This window comes from Massilia sp. DWR3-1-1 (assembly GCF_049898325.1).
Taxonomy (GTDB): Bacteria; Pseudomonadota; Gammaproteobacteria; order Burkholderiales; family Burkholderiaceae_D; genus JAFCUW01.
In genome coordinates this window covers 176,266-193,441 of the sequence record NZ_JAFCXL010000007.1, presented here as the reverse complement: position 1 = coordinate 193,441, position 17,176 = coordinate 176,266, and the positions used below count along the sequence as shown (strand labels likewise).

Annotated in this window: 13 protein-coding genes and 1 tRNA gene; 5 read left to right on the top strand and 9 right to left on the bottom strand. The window is 66.5% G+C overall.

What is annotated here, in order from left to right; translation table 11 throughout:
• Window positions 1-4 precede the first annotated feature (4 nt).
• The gene (locus ACP7EY_RS09735; RefSeq protein ID WP_426192881.1) at window positions 5-3,133 is read left to right on the top strand and encodes an efflux RND transporter permease subunit; all 3,129 of its coding nucleotides are present in this window, start codon (window positions 5-7) and stop codon (window positions 3,131-3,133) included.
• A 99-nt stretch (window positions 3,134-3,232) separates the two neighbouring features.
• Complete coding sequence (locus tag ACP7EY_RS09730; protein WP_426192878.1) at window positions 3,233-3,913, top strand: ribonuclease T2 family protein; 681 nt, start codon at window positions 3,233-3,235, stop codon at window positions 3,911-3,913.
• On the opposite strand, the gene ACP7EY_RS09725 is transcribed toward ACP7EY_RS09730, so the two are convergent.
• Together ACP7EY_RS09725 and ACP7EY_RS09720 are read right to left on the bottom strand one after the other, a co-directional pair.
• The gene (locus tag ACP7EY_RS09725; RefSeq protein ID WP_426192876.1) at window positions 3,893-5,497 is read right to left on the bottom strand and encodes a methyl-accepting chemotaxis protein; all 1,605 of its coding nucleotides are present in this window, start codon (window positions 5,495-5,497) and stop codon (window positions 3,893-3,895) included. The genes ACP7EY_RS09730 and ACP7EY_RS09725 overlap by 21 nt on opposite strands.
• 320 nt (window positions 5,498-5,817) lie before the next feature.
• The gene (locus ACP7EY_RS09720) at window positions 5,818-6,327 is read right to left on the bottom strand and encodes a hypothetical protein (RefSeq protein ID WP_426192874.1); all 510 of its coding nucleotides are present in this window, start codon (window positions 6,325-6,327) and stop codon (window positions 5,818-5,820) included.
• 517 nt (window positions 6,328-6,844) lie between these two features.
• Between ACP7EY_RS09720 and ACP7EY_RS09715 the strand changes: the two genes are divergently transcribed.
• Window positions 6,845-7,309: a hypothetical protein gene (locus ACP7EY_RS09715; RefSeq protein WP_426192872.1), complete on the top strand. Its 465-nt coding sequence runs from the start codon at window positions 6,845-6,847 to the stop codon at window positions 7,307-7,309.
• A 99-nt stretch (window positions 7,310-7,408) separates the two neighbouring features.
• On the opposite strand, the gene ACP7EY_RS09710 is transcribed toward ACP7EY_RS09715, so the two are convergent.
• A complete protein-coding gene (locus ACP7EY_RS09710) occupies window positions 7,409-8,893 on the bottom strand; it encodes an efflux transporter outer membrane subunit (protein WP_426192870.1) in 1,485 nt (494 codons plus the stop codon).
• 14 nt (window positions 8,894-8,907) lie between these two features.
• Window positions 8,908-10,263 (bottom strand): efflux RND transporter periplasmic adaptor subunit, encoded by a 1,356-nt coding sequence (locus ACP7EY_RS09705; RefSeq protein WP_426192868.1) that lies wholly within the window; start codon window positions 10,261-10,263, stop codon window positions 8,908-8,910.
• Between the two features lie 303 nt (window positions 10,264-10,566).
• Here ACP7EY_RS09705 and ACP7EY_RS09700 point away from each other — a divergent pair, with 303 nt between their 5' ends.
• Complete coding sequence (locus ACP7EY_RS09700; protein ID WP_426192865.1) at window positions 10,567-10,956, top strand: hypothetical protein; 390 nt, start codon at window positions 10,567-10,569, stop codon at window positions 10,954-10,956.
• Between the two features lie 112 nt (window positions 10,957-11,068).
• On the opposite strand, the gene ACP7EY_RS09695 is transcribed toward ACP7EY_RS09700, so the two are convergent.
• The 3 genes from ACP7EY_RS09695 to pepN form a co-directional block, all read right to left on the bottom strand.
• A tRNA-Thr gene (locus ACP7EY_RS09695) sits at window positions 11,069-11,144 on the bottom strand.
• A 92-nt stretch (window positions 11,145-11,236) separates the two neighbouring features.
• Complete coding sequence (locus ACP7EY_RS09690) at window positions 11,237-12,238, bottom strand: class 1 fructose-bisphosphatase (protein ID WP_426192863.1); 1,002 nt, start codon at window positions 12,236-12,238, stop codon at window positions 11,237-11,239.
• Window positions 12,239-12,279: 41 nt separating this feature from the next.
• Window positions 12,280-14,922 carry an aminopeptidase N gene (gene pepN / locus ACP7EY_RS09685; protein WP_426192861.1) on the bottom strand — a complete coding sequence of 881 codons (2,643 nt, stop codon included), beginning with the start codon at window positions 14,920-14,922 and terminating at the stop codon, window positions 12,280-12,282.
• 178 nt (window positions 14,923-15,100) lie between these two features.
• Between pepN and ACP7EY_RS09680 the strand changes: the two genes are divergently transcribed.
• Window positions 15,101-15,733 (top strand): DUF4136 domain-containing protein, encoded by a 633-nt coding sequence (locus ACP7EY_RS09680; protein ID WP_426192859.1) that lies wholly within the window; start codon window positions 15,101-15,103, stop codon window positions 15,731-15,733.
• 27 nt (window positions 15,734-15,760) lie between these two features.
• Here ACP7EY_RS09680 and ACP7EY_RS09675 read toward each other — a convergent pair whose 3' ends face one another.
• Entirely contained in the window at window positions 15,761-16,735 is a 975-nt protein-coding gene (locus tag ACP7EY_RS09675) for a quinone oxidoreductase family protein (protein ID WP_426193000.1), read from the bottom strand.
• A 21-nt stretch (window positions 16,736-16,756) separates the two neighbouring features.
• On the bottom strand, window positions 16,757-17,176 hold the full coding sequence (locus ACP7EY_RS09670) for a methylglyoxal synthase (RefSeq protein ID WP_426192857.1): 420 nt from the start codon (window positions 17,174-17,176) through the stop codon (window positions 16,757-16,759).

Below are 17,176 nucleotides of genomic sequence, written 5' to 3'. Positions count from 1 at the left end.
CGCCATGAATTTTTCCGCTTTATCGATCAAGAACCCGGTGCCGGCGATCATGCTGTTCGTGCTGCTGACGCTGGCCGGGCTGCTCGCCTTCAAGGCCAACAAGGTGCAGGATTTCCCCGACATCGAACTGCCCATCGTCACCGTCACCGCCACCCTCGACGGCGCCGCGCCGGCCCAGCTGGAAACGGAAGTGGCGCGCAAGATCGAGGACTCGGTGGCCAGCCTGCAAGGGGTCAAGAACATCTACACCAAGGTGCTCGACGGCGTGGCCACCATCACCGTCGAATTCATCCTGGAGAAGGACATCGCCGAGGGTGTCAACGACGTGCGCGACGCGGTCGCGCGTGTGAAAGCCGACCTGCCCGCCGAAATGCGCGACCCGACGGTGACGAAGGCGTCCACAGCCGGCCGCGTGGTGCTCACCTTCGTCGCCTCGCCCGTGGTGGTCAACCATGGCGCCGCCCTCGACAGCCAGGAAGTGTCCTGGTTCGTCGACAACGCCGTCGCCAAGCGACTGCTGTCGGTGCCCGGTGTCGGTTCCGTCAAGCGGGTCGGCGGGGTGTTCCGTGAAGTGCGCGTCGAACTCGACGACGCCCGCATGGCGGCCCTGCGGGTGGCCGCCATCGACGTCTCGCGCCAGCTCAAGAACGTGCAGCGCGAAGCGCCCGGCGGACGGGGCGACATCAGCGGCGCCGAGCAGTCGGTGCGCACCATCGCCACCGTGCAGACGGCGGCCGAACTGGCCGCGCTCGACATTCCCCTGGCCGACGGGCGCCGCGTGCGCCTCGACCAGATCGCCCGGGTCACCGACACGGTGGCCGAGCCGCGCTCGATCGCCGAGCAAAACGGCAAGCCCGTGGTGGGCTTCGAAGTATTCCGCACCAAGGGCGCCAGCGAAATCGACGTGTCACGCGGCGTGCGCGATGCCGTCAAGGACCTGCAGGGCGAGCACGCCAACATCGCACTGACCGAAGTGATCGACAACGCCGCCCCCGTCGAGGAAAATTTCGACGGCTCAATGGAGCTGCTCTATGAAGGCGCCATCCTGGCCGTGCTGGTGGTGTTCTGGTTCCTGCGCGACTGGCGCGCCACCCTGGTGGCCGCCGCCGCCCTGCCGCTGTCGGTGATGCCGGCCTTCCTGGGCCAGTACCTGTTCGGCTACACCCTGAACACCGTCACGCTGCTGTCGCTGGCGCTGGTGGTGGGCGTGCTGGTCGACGACGCCATCGTCGAAATCGAGAACATCTCGCGCCACCTGCGGATGGGCAAAACGCCGATGCAGGCGGCGCTCGAAGCGGCCGACGAAATCGGCATGGCCGTCATCGCCACCACGTTCGCGCTGGTGGCGGTGTTCCTGCCGACCGCCTTCATGGGTGGCGTCCCCGGCAAATTTTTCAAGCAGTTCGGCTGGACCGCCGTGCTGGCCATCCTCGCCTCGCTGCTGGTGGCGCGCCTGCTCACGCCGATGATGGCGGCCTACATCATGAAGGCCACGCCGCACCGTGAAGAGGCCGACGGCGCCCTGATGCGACGCTACATGGGCGCCATGAAATGGTGCCTGAACCACCGCTGGATCACGGCATTCGCCTCGCTGCTGTTTTTCGTCGGCTCGATCGCCCTGGCCGGCCTGCTGCCGACCGGCTTCGTGCCGCCAGCCGACCGCGGCCAGACCCAGATCAACCTGGAGCTGCCGCCCGGCTCGACGCTGGCGCAAACGCGCGTGGTGGCCGAACAGGCGCGCCTGGCGGCGATGCAGGTGGCCGGCGTGACGGGCGTGTTCAGCTCGATCGGCGGTGGCTCCAGCGGCGACGCCTTCGCCCCCGGCGCGGCGGCCGAAGCGCGCCGCGCCGTGCTGACGCTCACCACGCTGCACCGGACCAAGCGCGCCGCCTCGCTCAACACCATCGAAAACGCCATCCGCGCCAGGCTCGACCAGATTCCCGGCGCCCGTTTCAATGTCGGCCCGCCCGATACGGGCGTCAAGATGCAGCTGGTATTGCGCTCGGAAGACCCGGTGGCCCTGAACGGCGCGGCGCGCCAGGTCGAGCGTGAACTGCGCACCTTGCGCGGCATCGGCAACGTCAGCTCGAGCGCGTCGCTGGTGCGCCCCGAGATCATCGTGCGGCCCGATTTTGCCAAGGCCGCCGACCTGGGCGTGACGGCCCAGTCGATCGGCGAGACGGTGCGCGTGGCCACCGCCGGCGACTACGACGTCGCCCTGACCAAGCTCAATCTGTCGGAGCGCCAGGTGCCGATCCGCGTCAAGCTGCCCGATGCCGTGCGCGCCGACCTGGCTGCCATCGGCCGCCTGACGGTGCCGGGCAAGAACGGCCCCGTGATGCTGGCAAACGTGGCGACCATCACCATGGAGAGCGGCCCGGCGCAGATCGACCGCCTCAACCGCAGCCGCAACGTCACCCTCGACGTCGAACTGTCCGGCCGCTCGCTGGGCGAAGTGAACGCCGAGGCGCGCGCGCTGCCGTCGATGAAAGCCCTGCCCGCCTCGGTGAAAATCGCCGAACTGGGCGACGCCCAGGAGATGCAGGCGCTGTTCGCCAGTTTCGGCATCGCCATGGCCATCGGCGTGCTGTGCATCTACGGCGTGCTGGTGCTGCTGTTCAAGGACTTCATGCAACCGCTGACGATCCTGATGGCCTTGCCGTTGTCGATCGGCGGCGCCTTCGTCGCGCTCCTGGTGACGGGACGGGCGCTGTCGATGCCGTCGATGATCGGCCTGATCATGCTGATGGGGATCGTGACGAAGAACTCGATCCTGCTGGTCGACTACGCGATCCTGGCGCGCCAGGCCGGCATGAACCGTTTCGACGCGCTGGTCGACGCCTGCCACAAGCGCAGCCGCCCGATCATCATGACCACCATCGCCATGGGCGCCGGCATGATGCCGCTGGCGCTGGGCTGGGGCGCCGACCCCAGCTTCCGTTCACCGATGGCGATCGCCGTGATCGGCGGCCTGATCACCTCGACGCTACTGAGCCTGCTGGTGGTGCCGGCCGCGTTCACCCTCATCGATGACCTCGAACACTGGCTCAAGCGCCAGCTGGGCCGGCTGCGCGGCAAGGGGAGCGCGCCTGCTGCGGCGCTGACGCCGCCGGCGCCGGTGCTGATGAAGTAAGGCCAATGACAAAAAAGCGGATCGCTCGATCCGCTTTTTTTCGCCTGCGCCAGGCCTGCCTGCCGCTACAATGCGGCACGACGACAAGGGAGGAACGCAATGACACGGTGGACATCGAATAAAACGGCGCTGGCGGCGCTGCTGCTGGCGCTGACGTGCGCGGGCGCGCAGGCGGGCGGCCCCCGTCACCAGCGCAGCGAGGGTGAACCGGGCCGCTTCGACTACTACGCCGTGGCGCTGTCCTGGTCGCCCGCGTTTTGCGCCACCCACGACGACCCGAACCAGTGCGCGCCCGGACGCCAGGCCGGCTTCGTGCTGCACGGCCTGTGGCCGCAGTACCAGCGCGGCTATCCGCAAAGCTGTTCGACCGAGCCCTTGAGCAGCGCCGATCGGGCCCGCTACGCGCCGCTGTACCCGTCGCCCAAGCTGATCGGCCACGAGTGGCAAAAGCATGGCACCTGTTCGGGTCTGGCGCCGGCGGCCTATTTTGCCCTGTCGGCCAGGCTGCGCCAGCAGTTGCGCATTCCGGCCCCGTTCGAGAAGCCGGCACAGCCCCTGCGCACCACGTACGCGGACTTTGTCGGCGCCTTCCGCGCCGCCAATCCCCGACTGCCCGAGCATGCCGTGCTGCCCTTCTGCGGTGCCGGCGGCCGCTTCCTCAACGAGATCCACGCCTGCTACGACAAGGGCGGCGCGTCGATGGCCTGCGGCGAAGCGGAAATCCGCCGCTCGCGCAACACCTGTCGCCAGGACAGCTTTTTACTGCAAAGCGGGCGCTAAGGCCGCGCGCGCCGGCGCGGTGCGCCCGTGCCCCGCGCCAGCGGGCGCCAGTTTGAACACGCTCACCACCTGCGCCAGCCGGGCCGCCTGATCCTGCATGGCTTCGGACGCGGCCGAGGCCTGCTCGACCAGCGCGGCGTTCTGCTGGGTCACCTGGTCCATCTGGGTGATGGCCTGGTTGATCTGGTCGATGCCGGTGGTCTGTTCGTGGCTGGCCGAGCTGATTTCGCCCATGATGTCGGTGACCCGGCGCACGCTGTCGACGATCTCGCGCATGGTCTTGCCGGCCTCGTTGACGAGCATGCTGCCGGCGTCGACGCGGTCGACCGAATCGCCGATCAGGGTCTTGATTTCCTTGGCGGCGGCGGCCGAGCGCTGGGCCAGGGTACGCACTTCGCTGGCGACGACGGCAAAGCCACGTCCCTGCTCCCCGGCACGGGCCGCTTCGACGGCGGCATTGAGCGCGAGAATATTGGTCTGGAAGGCGATGCCGTCGATGACGCTGATGATGTCGACGATCTTGCGCGAAGAGGTGTTGATGTCGCCCATGGTCCCGACCACCTGGTCGATCACTTCGCCGCCCTTGGCGGCCACCGCCGACGCGGTGCTGGCCAGCACATTGGCCTGGCGGGCGTTGTCGGCATTCTGGCGCACGGTCGAGGTCAGCTCTTCCATCGACGCCGCCGTCTGTTCCAGCGAACTGGCCTGCTCTTCGGTGCGGCTCGACAGGTCCAGCGTGCCGGCCGCAATCTGGCCGGAAGCGGTGGCGATCAGGTCGGTACCGCTGCGCACTTCGGCGACGATGTTCACCAGGCCGCCGTTCATCTTTTCCAGCGCCATCAAGAGCTGGCCGATTTCATCGTTCGAGGTGATCACGATCGGCTCAGTGAGGTCGCCGCCGGCCACCGCATTGGCCACCCGCAGGGCCTGGGCCAGCGCGCCGCCGATGCCGCGGATCAGCCAGATGCCGATGACGACGCCGCAGGCGAGCCCCGCCACCAGCAGCACGATGGCGACGTTGCGGGCCTGGTCGTAGCGCGCCAGCGCCGCCGCATACTCCTGGGCGGCGACGTCGACCTGCAGCTTGACCAGTGCGCGCATGTTCGCCCGGGCCGGCACGAAGGTCGTGCTCAGGGGGCCGTGCACCAGCGCCAGCACGGCCGCCATGTCGTTGGCGCGCAGGGCTACCAGCACCGGCTTGAGACCCTGCACGACGAATTGCTTGCGGCTGTCGGCAAAGCGCTGCGCCAATACTTTCTCGTCGTCCGTCAGGTAGGTGGCCATGTACTGGTCCCAGCTCTTGGTAATCTCGCCGATGCGCTGCTCGACCAGCACGATGGTGGCGGGGATGCGCTCGGCCGGGCCGCTGGCGGCCAGCGCCAGCGCGTTCTGGTTTTCCTGCATCTTGGTCAAGATGTCGCCCAGCTGTGCCAGCGCGACCAGGCGATCGTCATAGACCGTCTTGAGCGCTTGATTGGTGGCGTTCAGGTTGTACAGGCCGACCGCGCCGACCAGCACGGAGATGAGCGAGAGCAGGCCAATAACGAAGATCAGGCGGGACTTGATGCTGAGGTGATTGAGCATGGGGGTGAGAGGTGGCGTGGCAGGGCCGCGAAATCGAACAACGGAACCCGGGTACGCCGCACGACGCCGACACCCCTGGCTGGCAGATGTAACACTCGGCAGCTGCCGGAAGTCACATCCCCAGCCTACAGAGGAACAAATGCGCTGGAAATGTCGGCGAAGCAATTAACTTCAAATTAGGGGCCGCCCCTTGGCCGCTGTGGTTTTTTGGATACTGCGCTGCACCATGGCGGTGCGCCATGCAGGTAAATGCAAAAAGGATGGCCGGTGAAGGCCATCCTTTTTGCGTTCAAACCCGCTGCGGGGCGGGCGGCGCCAGTTTAGCGGCGGCTGCCCAGCAGTTTCGACAACAGGTAGCCAGCGCCCAAGGCGACCAGCACCGACGTTGCGGGGCTGGTGCGGACGTAACCGCGGCCCGTGTCTGCGAAGGCGCGCGCGGCATCGGTCAACTGGCGGCCCTTGGCATCGAGGCCTTCGGTGGCGCCCGACAGCGCGCCCGACAACTTATCGACACCTGCGTGGGCCGAATTGGCCATGCGCTCGACGATGGGGCGGGCGGCATCGGCGGCCTGGTCGATCTTGTCGTGCACGCCGGCAGCGCCCGCTTGCACGGCGCCGGACGCATCGCGCGCGAGGTCTTTCGCCTTGTCGACGGCATGACCTGCGGCATCGCTGAGATCCTTGCCCAGTTCCTTGCCCGACTCGCGCGCCTTGTCGATGGCATTGCCGGCAGCATTGCTCAGGTCCTTGCCCATGCTGGCGCCGGCGCCTTCGCGCGCGCTATTGCCTTGATTGCCTTGATTGACTTGGTTGTTTTTCTGGTTATCCATGATGTATTCCTTTTCAATATTGTTGGCGCAGGCGCGAGGCGCTTGACCCAACGCAAGCTTGCGCGGTTGTGAGCCGAAAAAACACCCGATCGTTCCGACTGCTTAGCATCCGTCTGCATGTATGCCAACATATACGAGTAACAATGTTGGCACTGTGCGGTGACTAACAGAGCCGAACGTGCGGCCACATTCGGCGTCCTGGGGCCCGGGCGGCGCTGCCGCGCCCGCTGGAAACTTTTTATATGGATATTTTTATTTCCACGTGGACACATTTGAGCAAACTGGCTACACTGCCGGTGCAGCTTTCGCGCCGCCACGGCGCGCCGCCGCCAAGACCAGTCCGGCTTAATTTGCGCCCCGATTGAACTTATCCAGCCGGGCCAGGTCGAAGCCAGGCGATCCACAGCAATCCCCCTCTGAGGTCCGCGCATCCATGAGCTACCGGTATTCCCGACTGCGTTCAGAAGCACACCGCGACGTTGCACACTGGCGTGGCGCCAGGGGCGGGGTGCGCGTATTGAGTTTGCCAAGCTGTTCGGGCTGGCTGCAGCGGCAGGCCAACGACGCCTGCTACGATTTCTGGCCCGACCTGGCCATCGGCGCCCAACTGCCGCCTCCGGCTGACGGCGGCGCCGCCCTGCCGCACGCGGCATCGGCCACCGTGCTGGTGCTGCAGAAAGATGCGGGGGGCGCCTGGCTGATCGATCCGTGGCGGGCCGACCAGGCGGGGGTCATGCGGCCCCTCGCCGCCAATGGCTGGCAGCCGCACGCGAGCGCCAGCGTGGTAGTGGCCCTGGGCGAGCAGGGCACCGCGGCCAGTCGCGCGGGGCCCGCAAGCGACCGGCATCGGTCGGCTGGCGACCGTGTGGCCAAGGCCGTGCCTGCCCCCCTGCAAGCAGTGGCGGGCGCCGGCGAAGCACAGCGCCCGGCAAGTGCTTCCACGAACAGTTTTATTATTGAAATCGGCGGCAGCGCCCGCTGAAGCACCGTCCGTACCAAGCGAGCAAGCAAACGAGCAAGCTTGCGTAAGCTGGCATAAGCTGGCTTACGCTAGCGTGCCCGCCGGCGCGGCGCCTGACGCTCAGCCCTTGCCGTCCGCTGCCCGCTGGCGCTGCTGCGCCTGTTCGCGGCGCTCGCCCGGATCCTTGTCGGCCGGCGTTTCCTTGCCTTCGTCCCGCCAACCACCGCCGAGCGCCTTGAACAGCGACACGGTCGCATGCAAGCGCTTGAGCTTGAGTAAACCCAGCTCATTTTGTACATCCGACATGGTGCGCTGGGTGTCGAGCACGGTCATCAAGTCTTCGGCGCCCACCTTGTAGCGGATCTGCGATAAATCATTGGCAATGCGCGCCTGCTCGAGCTCCATCGACTTCAGGCGCCGCTGTTCGTCGATGGTGCGGATCAGGCCCAGCACATTGTCCACTTCCGAAAGGGCCGCCACCACCGTCGCGCGGTACACCTGCACCAGTTCCTGCTTGCGGGCAATGGCCAGGTCGCGTTCGCTTTTCAGGCGGCCGCCGTCGAAAATCGGCGTGATCAGCGAGGCGCCCACCGTGGCGAGCAAGTTGGGCCCGTTGAACAGCGCCAGCAAGGCATTGCTCTGCGCGCCCGCCGCGCTGGTCAGGCGGATGCGGGGAAACAGGGCGGCGCGGGCGGCGAACACGTCGGCATTGGCCGCGTCCAGCACCGCTTCGGCGCGCAGGATGTCGGGGCGGCGCGACAACAGTTCGGACGGCAGGCCGGGAGTGACGTCCGGCAGCACCACACTGTCGAGGCCGTGATTGTCGATGTCGAAGGTCTGCGGCTGGCGCCCCAGCAGGATTGCCAGCGCCGACAGCGCCTCGCGCGCCTGCTGCTGCAAATCGGGAATCGCCGCCTTCAGGCCGGCCACGGCCGAGCGCTGGCGCGCCAGGTCCAGCGTCGAGGCCGACCCCGCCTCGAGCTGGGCCTGCACCAGCACGAGCACTTTCTCGGCGTTATCGACGTGTTCGCGGGCGATGTCGAGGCGGTCGTTGAGCGAGAGCACTTGCAGGTACACGGAAACGATGGCGCTGGTGGTGGTCAGCGCCACCGTCTGGCGGTCGTAGCGGTTGGCCTTGAGGGAGGCATCGGCCGACTTCACGCTGGCGTCGTTCTTGCCCCAGAAGTCGACCTCGTAGGCGGTCGACAGCCAGACGTTGGCCGAGGTGCTGCCGGCGCCGCTGCCGAGGGGCACATCGCGGCTGGCGCCGCTGGCAAGGTCCACCGTCGGCAACAATTGCACGCCGGCGATGCGCGCCTGCGCTTCGGCCTGGCGCACGCGCGCGCGCGCCGCGCCCAGGTCCAGGTTGCCGACCTGGCCCGCTGCCACCAGGCCGGTCAGTTCGGCGTTGCCGAAGCGCTTCCACCAGTCGGCGTCGATGCGGTCGGCCATGCCCCGCTTGGCGCTGTTGGTCCAGGCCAGCGGCACATCGACCGCCGGCGTCGCTTCCGGCAGCGCGACCTTGGTGGCGCAGCCGGACAGGCCGGCGGCCAGCAGTGCGATCGCGGCAGCGAGCGCCGCCTTGCGGGGAAAATCAGGGTACATCGATGTCTCCGGTTTCATGTCGACGGCGCCGCCGCGAGGGCCAATTCGGGCGCGGCAGGTGGGCTGGCAGGCACCGGCGCCGGCGTGGACGGCGCCGGTCTGAGCGCCAGCGGCGGCGCAGCCACCCGGGCGACGATCACCTGCTCGCCCTCCGCCAGCCCCGACAGCACTTGCACCTGCTGGCTGTTGCGCATGCCGGTCTTGACGCGGCGCAAGGTCGGCTTGCCATTGCCATCGATCACACTGACACTGTACACGCCATCGGCATCAAGCGCTCCCAGCGCGCGCGCGGGTAGCAGCAGGGTGTCCTGGGCCTGACCGACGATGAAGCGCACGCGCGCGCTCATGCCGCTCATCAATTGCTGATCGGGATTGGCGACGTCGAACACCACGTTGTACACGGTGTCGCGGCCCTGCTCGCCCGAATTGTCGGCCGGGATCGGCATCACCTGGCGCAGCTTGCCCGACCAGCGCTGGCCGGGCAAGCCGGGAGTGGTAAATTGCGCCGCCATGCCCTTGCGCAAGCGCGTGACGTCGATCTCGGCCACCCGCGCCTGCACCGTCATCCGGCTCACGTCGGCAATGCGCAGCAGCGCCACCTGGACGGTGCCCGGCCCCACCGGCTGGCCCGGGTGGGCGTTCATCGCCACCACCGTGCCGGCGATCGGCGCCACCACCTGCGCGTGCAGGCGGCCTTCCTCGTCGATTTTCAGATTCGCTTCGACCTGGCGGATCTGCGCGTGGATCGCATCGACGCGCGCGCTGGCCGAGGCCAGGCCCATGCGGCTCGACTCGACGGCATCTTCGCGCGTGGCGTTCTTTTCCTTGAGCTGGCTCTGGCGCTTGAACTGCAGCTCGGCGTAGTCGAGCTGGGCGCGCTGGTCGGCCAGTTCAGCCTGCAGGCGCGCCATCTGGGCGCGCTGGATTTCCACCTTGGCCGGCAGCACGGTGGGGACGATCTCGATGAGCATGGCGCCCGCCTTGACGGGATCGCCCACCGCCACCAGCACCTCCTTGACCTGGCCGGCGATCTGCGCGCTGACGTCGACATATTTATAGAGCTGCAATTTGCCGGCGGCATCGACGCTCGCTTGCAGGTCGCCCCGCTCGACGGTGACGAGCTCCGGCCTGGCAGCGGCAGCGGCAGCGGTGGGCGCGATCGCCGGTGCCGCCGCGCGGGGGGCCGCCCCCGTCGCCGCTGGCGGCGCGGCCGGCTGCTGCAACACCTGGGCCAGCCCCATCCCCGCGCTCAGGGCGATCACCAGCGACAGCGACAGCATCGGCCCGCGCCGGCCCAGGGCCCGCAGGGACAGGCGCGGCGGCGCGGCGGCGGTGGTGCTTGAACTGGTAGCAGGCTCAACAGATTTCATGGTCATCAAACAATGCGTGGGTGCGACGGCGTCAAAACAAGCGGTATACTAGACGATCTGGGCGATGCTGAGCGGTCGGCGTCATGTCCCCCGGCAATTGTGAGCATGCGCCCGCCCTGGCCACGCCTGCAGCGTCGGCAATGCAGGCGCAGGTATGAGGGCGAATCGCCCCGTATATTCGAACATGGTTTGAAGCAATACTGTGGCAATCTGTCGATACTGGAGAAACCGGCAAAGGCGCGCTGCGCCCGTGGCGTGTTTGATCAGCGAACCGGACCCCGCCCTCCTCTGCGAAAGTACACGATGCGCTTTGTTTATACCAGGCTAGGTAATGCGCCCGCCATCGGCTTGCAGGGCGAAGGCGCGCTCGATGCGGGCTGGCTGGGCGGCGCCAGCGCGTGCGGCTTGCCGCGCCGGGCGGCCTGGGTCGCCAGGGGCAAGCGCGGCGACGCCAGCGACATCTGGCGCGACCTGGGCTTTAGCGCCCCCGCCCAGGGCATGCCGGCCACGCCGGCCCAGGATGGGCAATCCTATATCTTGCAGCAAGACCGGGACGGCCGGTGGCTGGTCGATCACTGGCATGGCGACGCCAATGCCCTGCGCCCGGCCAGCACCGCCGCCACCGCCGGCGTCCCCGCCGAGCCCGTCAGCACCTGCTTCATCATCGAACTGGGCCACGCGACCCAGCGTTGATACGCCGCCCGCGCCACCGGGCGCCGAAACAAAAAACAGAAAACAAAAAACAAAAAACAAAAAACCCGCGCCTCTTGCGAGAACGCGGGTTGATCGTTAATGCGGGTGTTCCTGGTGCCGCTTGCCGGAATCGAACTGGCGACCTTTTCATTACGAATGAACTGCTCTACCAACTGAGCTAAAGCGGCGGCGAGCCGTATTCTAGCAAGAACTGCACCGTTCCTGCTAGTGCGATTTCGAAAAGGCGGGCAATCTGTGCAAATTGCCCTGCCCGGCCCCCTTAAACGGCGTGGTAAGCGCTGACTTTCTCGACTTCGTTCTTCGATCCCAGGAACACGGGCACGCGCTGGTGCAGTTTATGGGGGACGATGTCGAGGATGCGCTGCTGGCCGTCGGTGGCGGCGCCGCCGGCCTGTTCGACGATCATGGCCATCGGGTTCGCTTCGTACATCAGGCGCAGCTTGCCCGGCATGGACGTGTCACGGGTGTCGGCCGGGTACATGAAAATGCCGCCGCGCGTGAGAATGCGGTGCACGTCGGCCACCATCGAGGCCACCCAGCGCATATTGAAATTCTTTTGGCGGGGCCCCGTCTCGCCGGCCAGCAGCTCATCGACGTATTGCTTGACGGGCGCATGCCAGTGGCGCTGGTTCGACATATTGATGGCGAATTCCTTGGTGTCGGCAGGAATTTTCATGTCGCGCTGGGTCAGCACCCACGAACCCATCTCGCGGTCCAGGGTGAACACATTGACGCCGTTGCCGGTGGTGAGCACCAGCATGGTTTGCGGGCCGTAGACGGCGTAGCCGGCGGCGACCTGGGCGCTGCCCGGCTGCATGAAGTGTTCTTCGGTGGGCGTGCCCATGCCCTCGGGCGCTTTGAGCACGGAGAAAATGGTGCCGATCGAAACGTTCACGTCGATGTTCGAGGAGCCGTCGAGCGGGTCGAACAGCAGCATGTATTCGCCCATCGGGTAGCGGTTCGGGATCGGGTGGATCGATTCCATTTCTTCGGACGCCATGGCGGCGAGGTGACCGCCCCACTCGTTCGCTTCGAGCAGGATTTCATTCGAAATGACGTCGAGCTTTTTCTGCACTTCGCCCTGGATGTTTTCCGTGTGCGCGCTGCCGAGGATGTCGCCGAGCGCGCCCTTGCCCACTGAATGGCTGATGGTTTTGCAGGCGCGGGCGACCACTTCGATCAACAGGCGCAGCTCGGCCGGAATGGTGTTGTGCAGGCGTTGCTCTTCAACCAGGTACTGCGTGAGACTGACGCGTTTCATGGACATCCTTTGGATTTATGGAGGAATAAACTAATTGAAAATTACTCGGCGAGTGCCTTCGAAATGACTTCGCGCACATCGCTCGAGAGTTTTTTGACGGACGCCACGCGCAGCAGGGCCTGCTTCATGTGCGCCTGCAAGTGCGGCGTGTAACGGCGCCAGCGGTCCATCACGCGCGCCAGCCGGCTCGCCACTTGCGGGTTGATGGCGTCGAGGGCGATCACCTGCTGGGCCCAGAAATCGTAGCCGCTGCCGTCGATGGCGTGAAATTGCGAGGCGTTGCCGCCGCAGAAATTGAAAATCAGGCTGCGCGCACGGTTCGGGTTCTTGATGTTGAAGGCGTGGTGGGCCATCAGCGCGCGCACGGCGGCGACGTCGTTGTCGGGCGCCGCCGCCTGCATGGCGAACCACTTGTCGACCACCAGCGCCTCGCCGGCGAACTCCGTATAGAAGGCGTGCAGGGCCAGGTGGGCGCCGGCCGCCTGCGCGTGCACCAGCGCCTGCAGGGCCGCCACGCGGTCCGTCATGTTGCCGGCATGGTCGAACTGGGCTTGCGCCAGGTGGCCGCTGGCGGCGTCGGGCGCCGCGTTCAGGTAGGCCAGGCACAGGTTTTTCAGGCCCCGCTTGCCGGCGGCGATGGCGTCCGGGCTGTACGGGCCGGGCGTCAGGTTGGCGTGGTACTGCGCCGTCAGTTCGGCGCGCAAGGCGTCGCCGATGGCGGCGCGCATGAACTGGCGTGCCGTGTGGATGGCGTGCGGATTGACCACCTGCAAGCGCTCGGCGATGATGGTTTCCGAAGGCAGCATCAAGGCTTGCTCGCGGAAGGCCGCGTCCAGCGTGTCATCGACCAGCAGCTTGCGCAGCGCCTCGATGAAGGTGGTGTCGAGGGTGGGCGCCACCCCTTCTTCGATGGCGTCGGTGAGCGCCAGCAGGCGCACCATGGCCAGGCGCTGGCCCGCTTCCCAGCGGTTGACGGCGTCGCTGTCGTGGCTGAACAAGTGCAGCAACTGCGCGTCCGTGTAGTCGTATTCGAGCAGCACGGGGGCGGAAAAGTCGCGCAGGATCGACGGCGTGGGCACCGTGGCGACACCATTGAAGGTGAAGGTCTGGCTGGCCTCGGTCAGCTCGAGCACGGCCGTGGTGGCGTGGTGGCCGCCGTGGCCCAGCTGCATGTCGCGGCCCGCAGCGTCGAGCAGGCCGACGGCGACCGGTATGTGAAACGGCAATTTGCTGGCCTGGCCCGGGGTCGGCGGGCACGACTGCGTCAAGGTCAGCGCGAACGTCTGCTGGGCCGCGTCGTAGTGCGAACTGGCCTTGACGACGGGCGTGCCGGCCTGGCTGTACCAGCGTTCGAACAGGGACAGATCGCGGCCGCTGGCGCTGGCCATGGCGGCGCGGAAATCGTCGCAGGTGACGGCCTGGCCGTCGTGGCGTTCAAAATACAGGTCCATGCCCTTGCGGAACAGCTCGCGTCCCATCAGGGTCTGGTACATGCGCACCACTTCGGCGCCTTTTTCGTAAATGGTGACGGTGTAAAAATTGTTGATTTCGACAAAGGAGTCGGGCCGCACGGGGTGCGCCATGGGCCCCGCGTCTTCGGGAAACTGGGCCTGGCGCAAGGTGCGCACCTGGTCGATGCGGGTGACGGCGCGGCCGCTGGCGGTGCCGATCATGTCGGCCGAAAATTCCTGGTCGCGGAACACCGTCAAGCCTTCCTTCAGGGACAGCTGGAACCAGTCGCGGCAGGTGACCCGGTTGCCCGTCCAGTTGTGGAAATACTCGTGCCCCACCACCGCCTCGATACCGGCGAAGTCGACATCAGTGGCCACGCGTGGATTGGCCAGCACGTACTTGGTGTTGAAAATATTCAGACCCTTGTTTTCCATCGCGCCCATATTGAAGTCGCTGACGGCGACGATCATGAAGCGGTCGAGATCAAGTTCGAGGCCGAAGCGCTGCTCATCCCAGCGGATGCTGTTCTTGAGCGACTGCATGGCGTAATCGGTCTTGTCGAGGTTGCCGTCCTCGACCCACACCTGCAGCAACGCGTCGCGGCCGTCGGCCAAAGTGAACGTTTCTTCCTGGCAGACCAGGCGCGCCGCCACCAGCGCGAACAGGTACGACGGCTTGCGAAACGGGTCTTCCCACTTGGCGTAATGGCGGCCGTCGTCCAGGTCGCCCTGTTCGACCAGGTTACCGTTCGACAGCAGCACGGGATAGCTGGCCTTGTCGGCGCGCAGCATCACGGTGAACACGGCCATGACGTCGGGCCGGTCGGGAAAATACGTGATGGCGCGGAAACCCTCGGCTTCGCACTGGGTGAAAAAATTGCCGTTCGAGCAGTACAAACCATTGAGCGTGGTGTTCAGGCCGGGCGCACAGGTGGTCTCGATTTCCAGCACCACCGCATCGGGCGCGTTGGCAATATGGAGCATATTGCCGGCGATGCGATACTGGCGCTTGCTCAAGGGCACGCCGTTCATGCGCAGCGCCACCAGCGTGATGTTTTCGCCGTACAAGTCGATCTGGCGGCCGCTCCCTGCGGGATTGCGGCGCATGGTCAGGCGATTGGCCACCACCGTGCGCGCCGGGTCGAGGTCGAAACCGAGTTCGACCGTGTCGACCAGATAAGCGGGCGGCGTGTAATCGCTGCGGTAGATCGTCTGGGAGGTGTCGGTGCGCATAGGAAAGCCAGTCGGACAAGTGGGCGAACAGCTATTTTACCAAGAGCGGGCCGGCGCCGCGCCCTTCGTTTGATGGCGCCGTCCACCCCGCCCCGGTAACATTCTGTAAATCTTTTGCGTTTCAACAGTGTGTGCCATACACTGAATTTGGGAAATACCGATGCTCATGGAGAACAATATGAAACGCCTGACCCTCAGTGCAGCCGCCGCCTGCACCGTCCTGCTGGCCGGTTGCGCCAGCACCATCCGCAGCGACGTCACCACGTTCCACCAGTGGCCGGCGCAACTGAGCAGCAAGACCTACTCGATCGATGCGCCCGCGCCCGAGGACGACACGCTGGAAGTGCGCAGCTACCTCGACCTGGTGCGCGGTCAGCTGGCCCGGCTGGGCTTCCAGGAAGCGGGCTCCGATGCTGCCCTCAAAGTGAAAATGCGCTTTCGCACCACCGACGTGCCGGTGCGGGTGGTGCAGGCGGTCGATCCGTTTTTCAGTGCCTCGTCCCGCTTCGGCTACTGGGGACCGGGCCGCCGCCACTGGGCCTCGCCCTACTACGGTGGCATGACTGATCCGTTCTGGGCCGGCCCGGCCGGCTACCAGGTCGTCGAGCGGCATACCTACCAGCGCGACGTGCAGGTGGCGATCCGCTCCGCCGTCGACGGCAAGCCCCTGTTCGACGTGACGGTGCATAACAACAGCGGCCAATCGTCGACGCCGGCCCTGATGCCGGCCCTGGTGCAAAGCGCGTTCGAAGGCTTTCCCGGGCCGAACGGCGGGGCCCGTGTCATCACCCTGAAGGAAGCGAAGGGCTGAGCCGCGCCGCAGCGCGGCCCGGTTCGTTCACGGCAGCAGGATCGACGAACCGGTCGTCTTGCGCGCTTCGAGTTCCTGGTGAGCGCGGGCGGCTTCGGCCAGCGGGTAGCGCTGGCGGATGTCGATTTTTACCTTGCCGCTGACGACCATCTGGAACAGCTCGGCCGCCATCGCTTCCAGGTCGGCCCGCCTGGCGGCGTAGGAGAACAGGGTGGGCCGGGTGATGAACAGCGAGCCGCGCGAGGCGAGCTCCTGCAAGGAAAACGGCGGCACCGGGCCGGAGGCGCTACCGAAGCTGACCATCATGCCCAGCGGCTGCAGGCAGTCGAGCGAGCCGATGAAGGTGTCGGCGCCGATCGAATCGTACACCACCGGCACCTTGGCGCCGCCCGTCAATTCCTTGACCCGCTCGACAAAATTTTCCGTGTTGTAGTTGATGACGTGGGTGGCGCCCGCCGCCAGCGCCAATTGCCCCTTGGCGTCGGAGCCCACCGTGCCGATCAGCCTGGCGCCGATGGCGCGCGCCCACTGGCAGGCGATCAGGCCCACGCCACCGGCGGCGGCGTGGAACAGGATGGTCTCGCCCGCCTTGACCTTGTAGGTGCGGTTGAGTAAATACTGCACCGTCAGCCCCTGCAGCATCATCGCCGCGCCCGTCTCGAAATCGATCTCGTCGGGCAAGCGCAACAGCAGCGCCGCCGGCATGTTGCGCGCCTGCGCGTAGGCGCCGTTGGGGCGGCCCGCGTAGGCCACGCGGTCGCCCACGGCCACCTCGGTGACGCCCTCGCCCACCGCCTCGACCACGCCGGCGCCTTCCATGCCGGCGCCGGCCGGCAAGCTCTGCGGGTAAAGGCCCGTGCGGAAATACACATCGATAAAATTGATGCCGATGGCATGCTGGCGCACGCGCGCTTCGCCGGGACCGGGCGCGCCCAGTTCCACGTCGACCAGTTCAAGCACCTCGGGGCCGCCGGTGCGGTTGATGCGGATTGCTTTTACGATGTCTGCCATGGCGATCTCCGTTTATGGTTGTGGTTCGATGACCAGCGCTTGCAACTGTGCTGGTTGAAGCTGCAACTGCGCCAGCACCAGGTGCGCGCTGGCCAGGTTGGTGGCGCAGGCGACGTTGTGGACGTCACAGGCGCGCACCAGGGCGTTGATGTCCGGTTCGTGCGGCTGCGGCGTCATCGGGTCGCGCAGAAAAATCACGGCGTCGATGCGCCCGGCCACCAGTTCGGCGCCGATCTGCAAGTCGCCGCCCCACGGTCCCGACAGCTTGCGCTCGACCTCCAGCCCCACCTCGGCCATCAGGCGCGCGCCCGTGGTGCCGGTGGCGACCAGCCGGCAGCTGCGCAAAAAGGGCGCGTACTCGGTGGCCAGCGCCACCATGTCGTCTTTTTTCATGTCGTGGGCGATCAACGCCAGGCGCGGGGTGGGGAGCAT

Coding starts and splice junctions, on each gene's coding strand:
- ACP7EY_RS09735 (WP_426192881.1), top strand. CDS start 5: ATGAATTTTTCCGCTTTATCGATCAAGAACCCGGTGCCGGCGATCATG.
- ACP7EY_RS09730 (WP_426192878.1), top strand. CDS start 3,233: ATGACACGGTGGACATCGAATAAAACGGCGCTGGCGGCGCTGCTGCTG.
- ACP7EY_RS09725 (WP_426192876.1), bottom strand. CDS start 5,497: ATGCTCAATCACCTCAGCATCAAGTCCCGCCTGATCTTCGTTATTGGC.
- ACP7EY_RS09720 (WP_426192874.1), bottom strand. CDS start 6,327: ATGGATAACCAGAAAAACAACCAAGTCAATCAAGGCAATCAAGGCAAT.
- ACP7EY_RS09710 (WP_426192870.1), bottom strand. CDS start 8,893: ATGTACCCTGATTTTCCCCGCAAGGCGGCGCTCGCTGCCGCGATCGCA.
- ACP7EY_RS09705 (WP_426192868.1), bottom strand. CDS start 10,263: ATGAAATCTGTTGAGCCTGCTACCAGTTCAAGCACCACCGCCGCCGCG.
- ACP7EY_RS09700 (WP_426192865.1), top strand. CDS start 10,567: ATGCGCTTTGTTTATACCAGGCTAGGTAATGCGCCCGCCATCGGCTTG.
- ACP7EY_RS09690 (WP_426192863.1), bottom strand. CDS start 12,238: ATGAAACGCGTCAGTCTCACGCAGTACCTGGTTGAAGAGCAACGCCTG.
- pepN (WP_426192861.1), bottom strand. CDS start 14,922: ATGCGCACCGACACCTCCCAGACGATCTACCGCAGCGATTACACGCCG.
- ACP7EY_RS09680 (WP_426192859.1), top strand. CDS start 15,101: ATGAAACGCCTGACCCTCAGTGCAGCCGCCGCCTGCACCGTCCTGCTG.
- ACP7EY_RS09670 (WP_426192857.1), bottom strand. CDS start 17,176: ATGCTCCCCACCCCGCGCCTGGCGTTGATCGCCCACGACATGAAAAAA.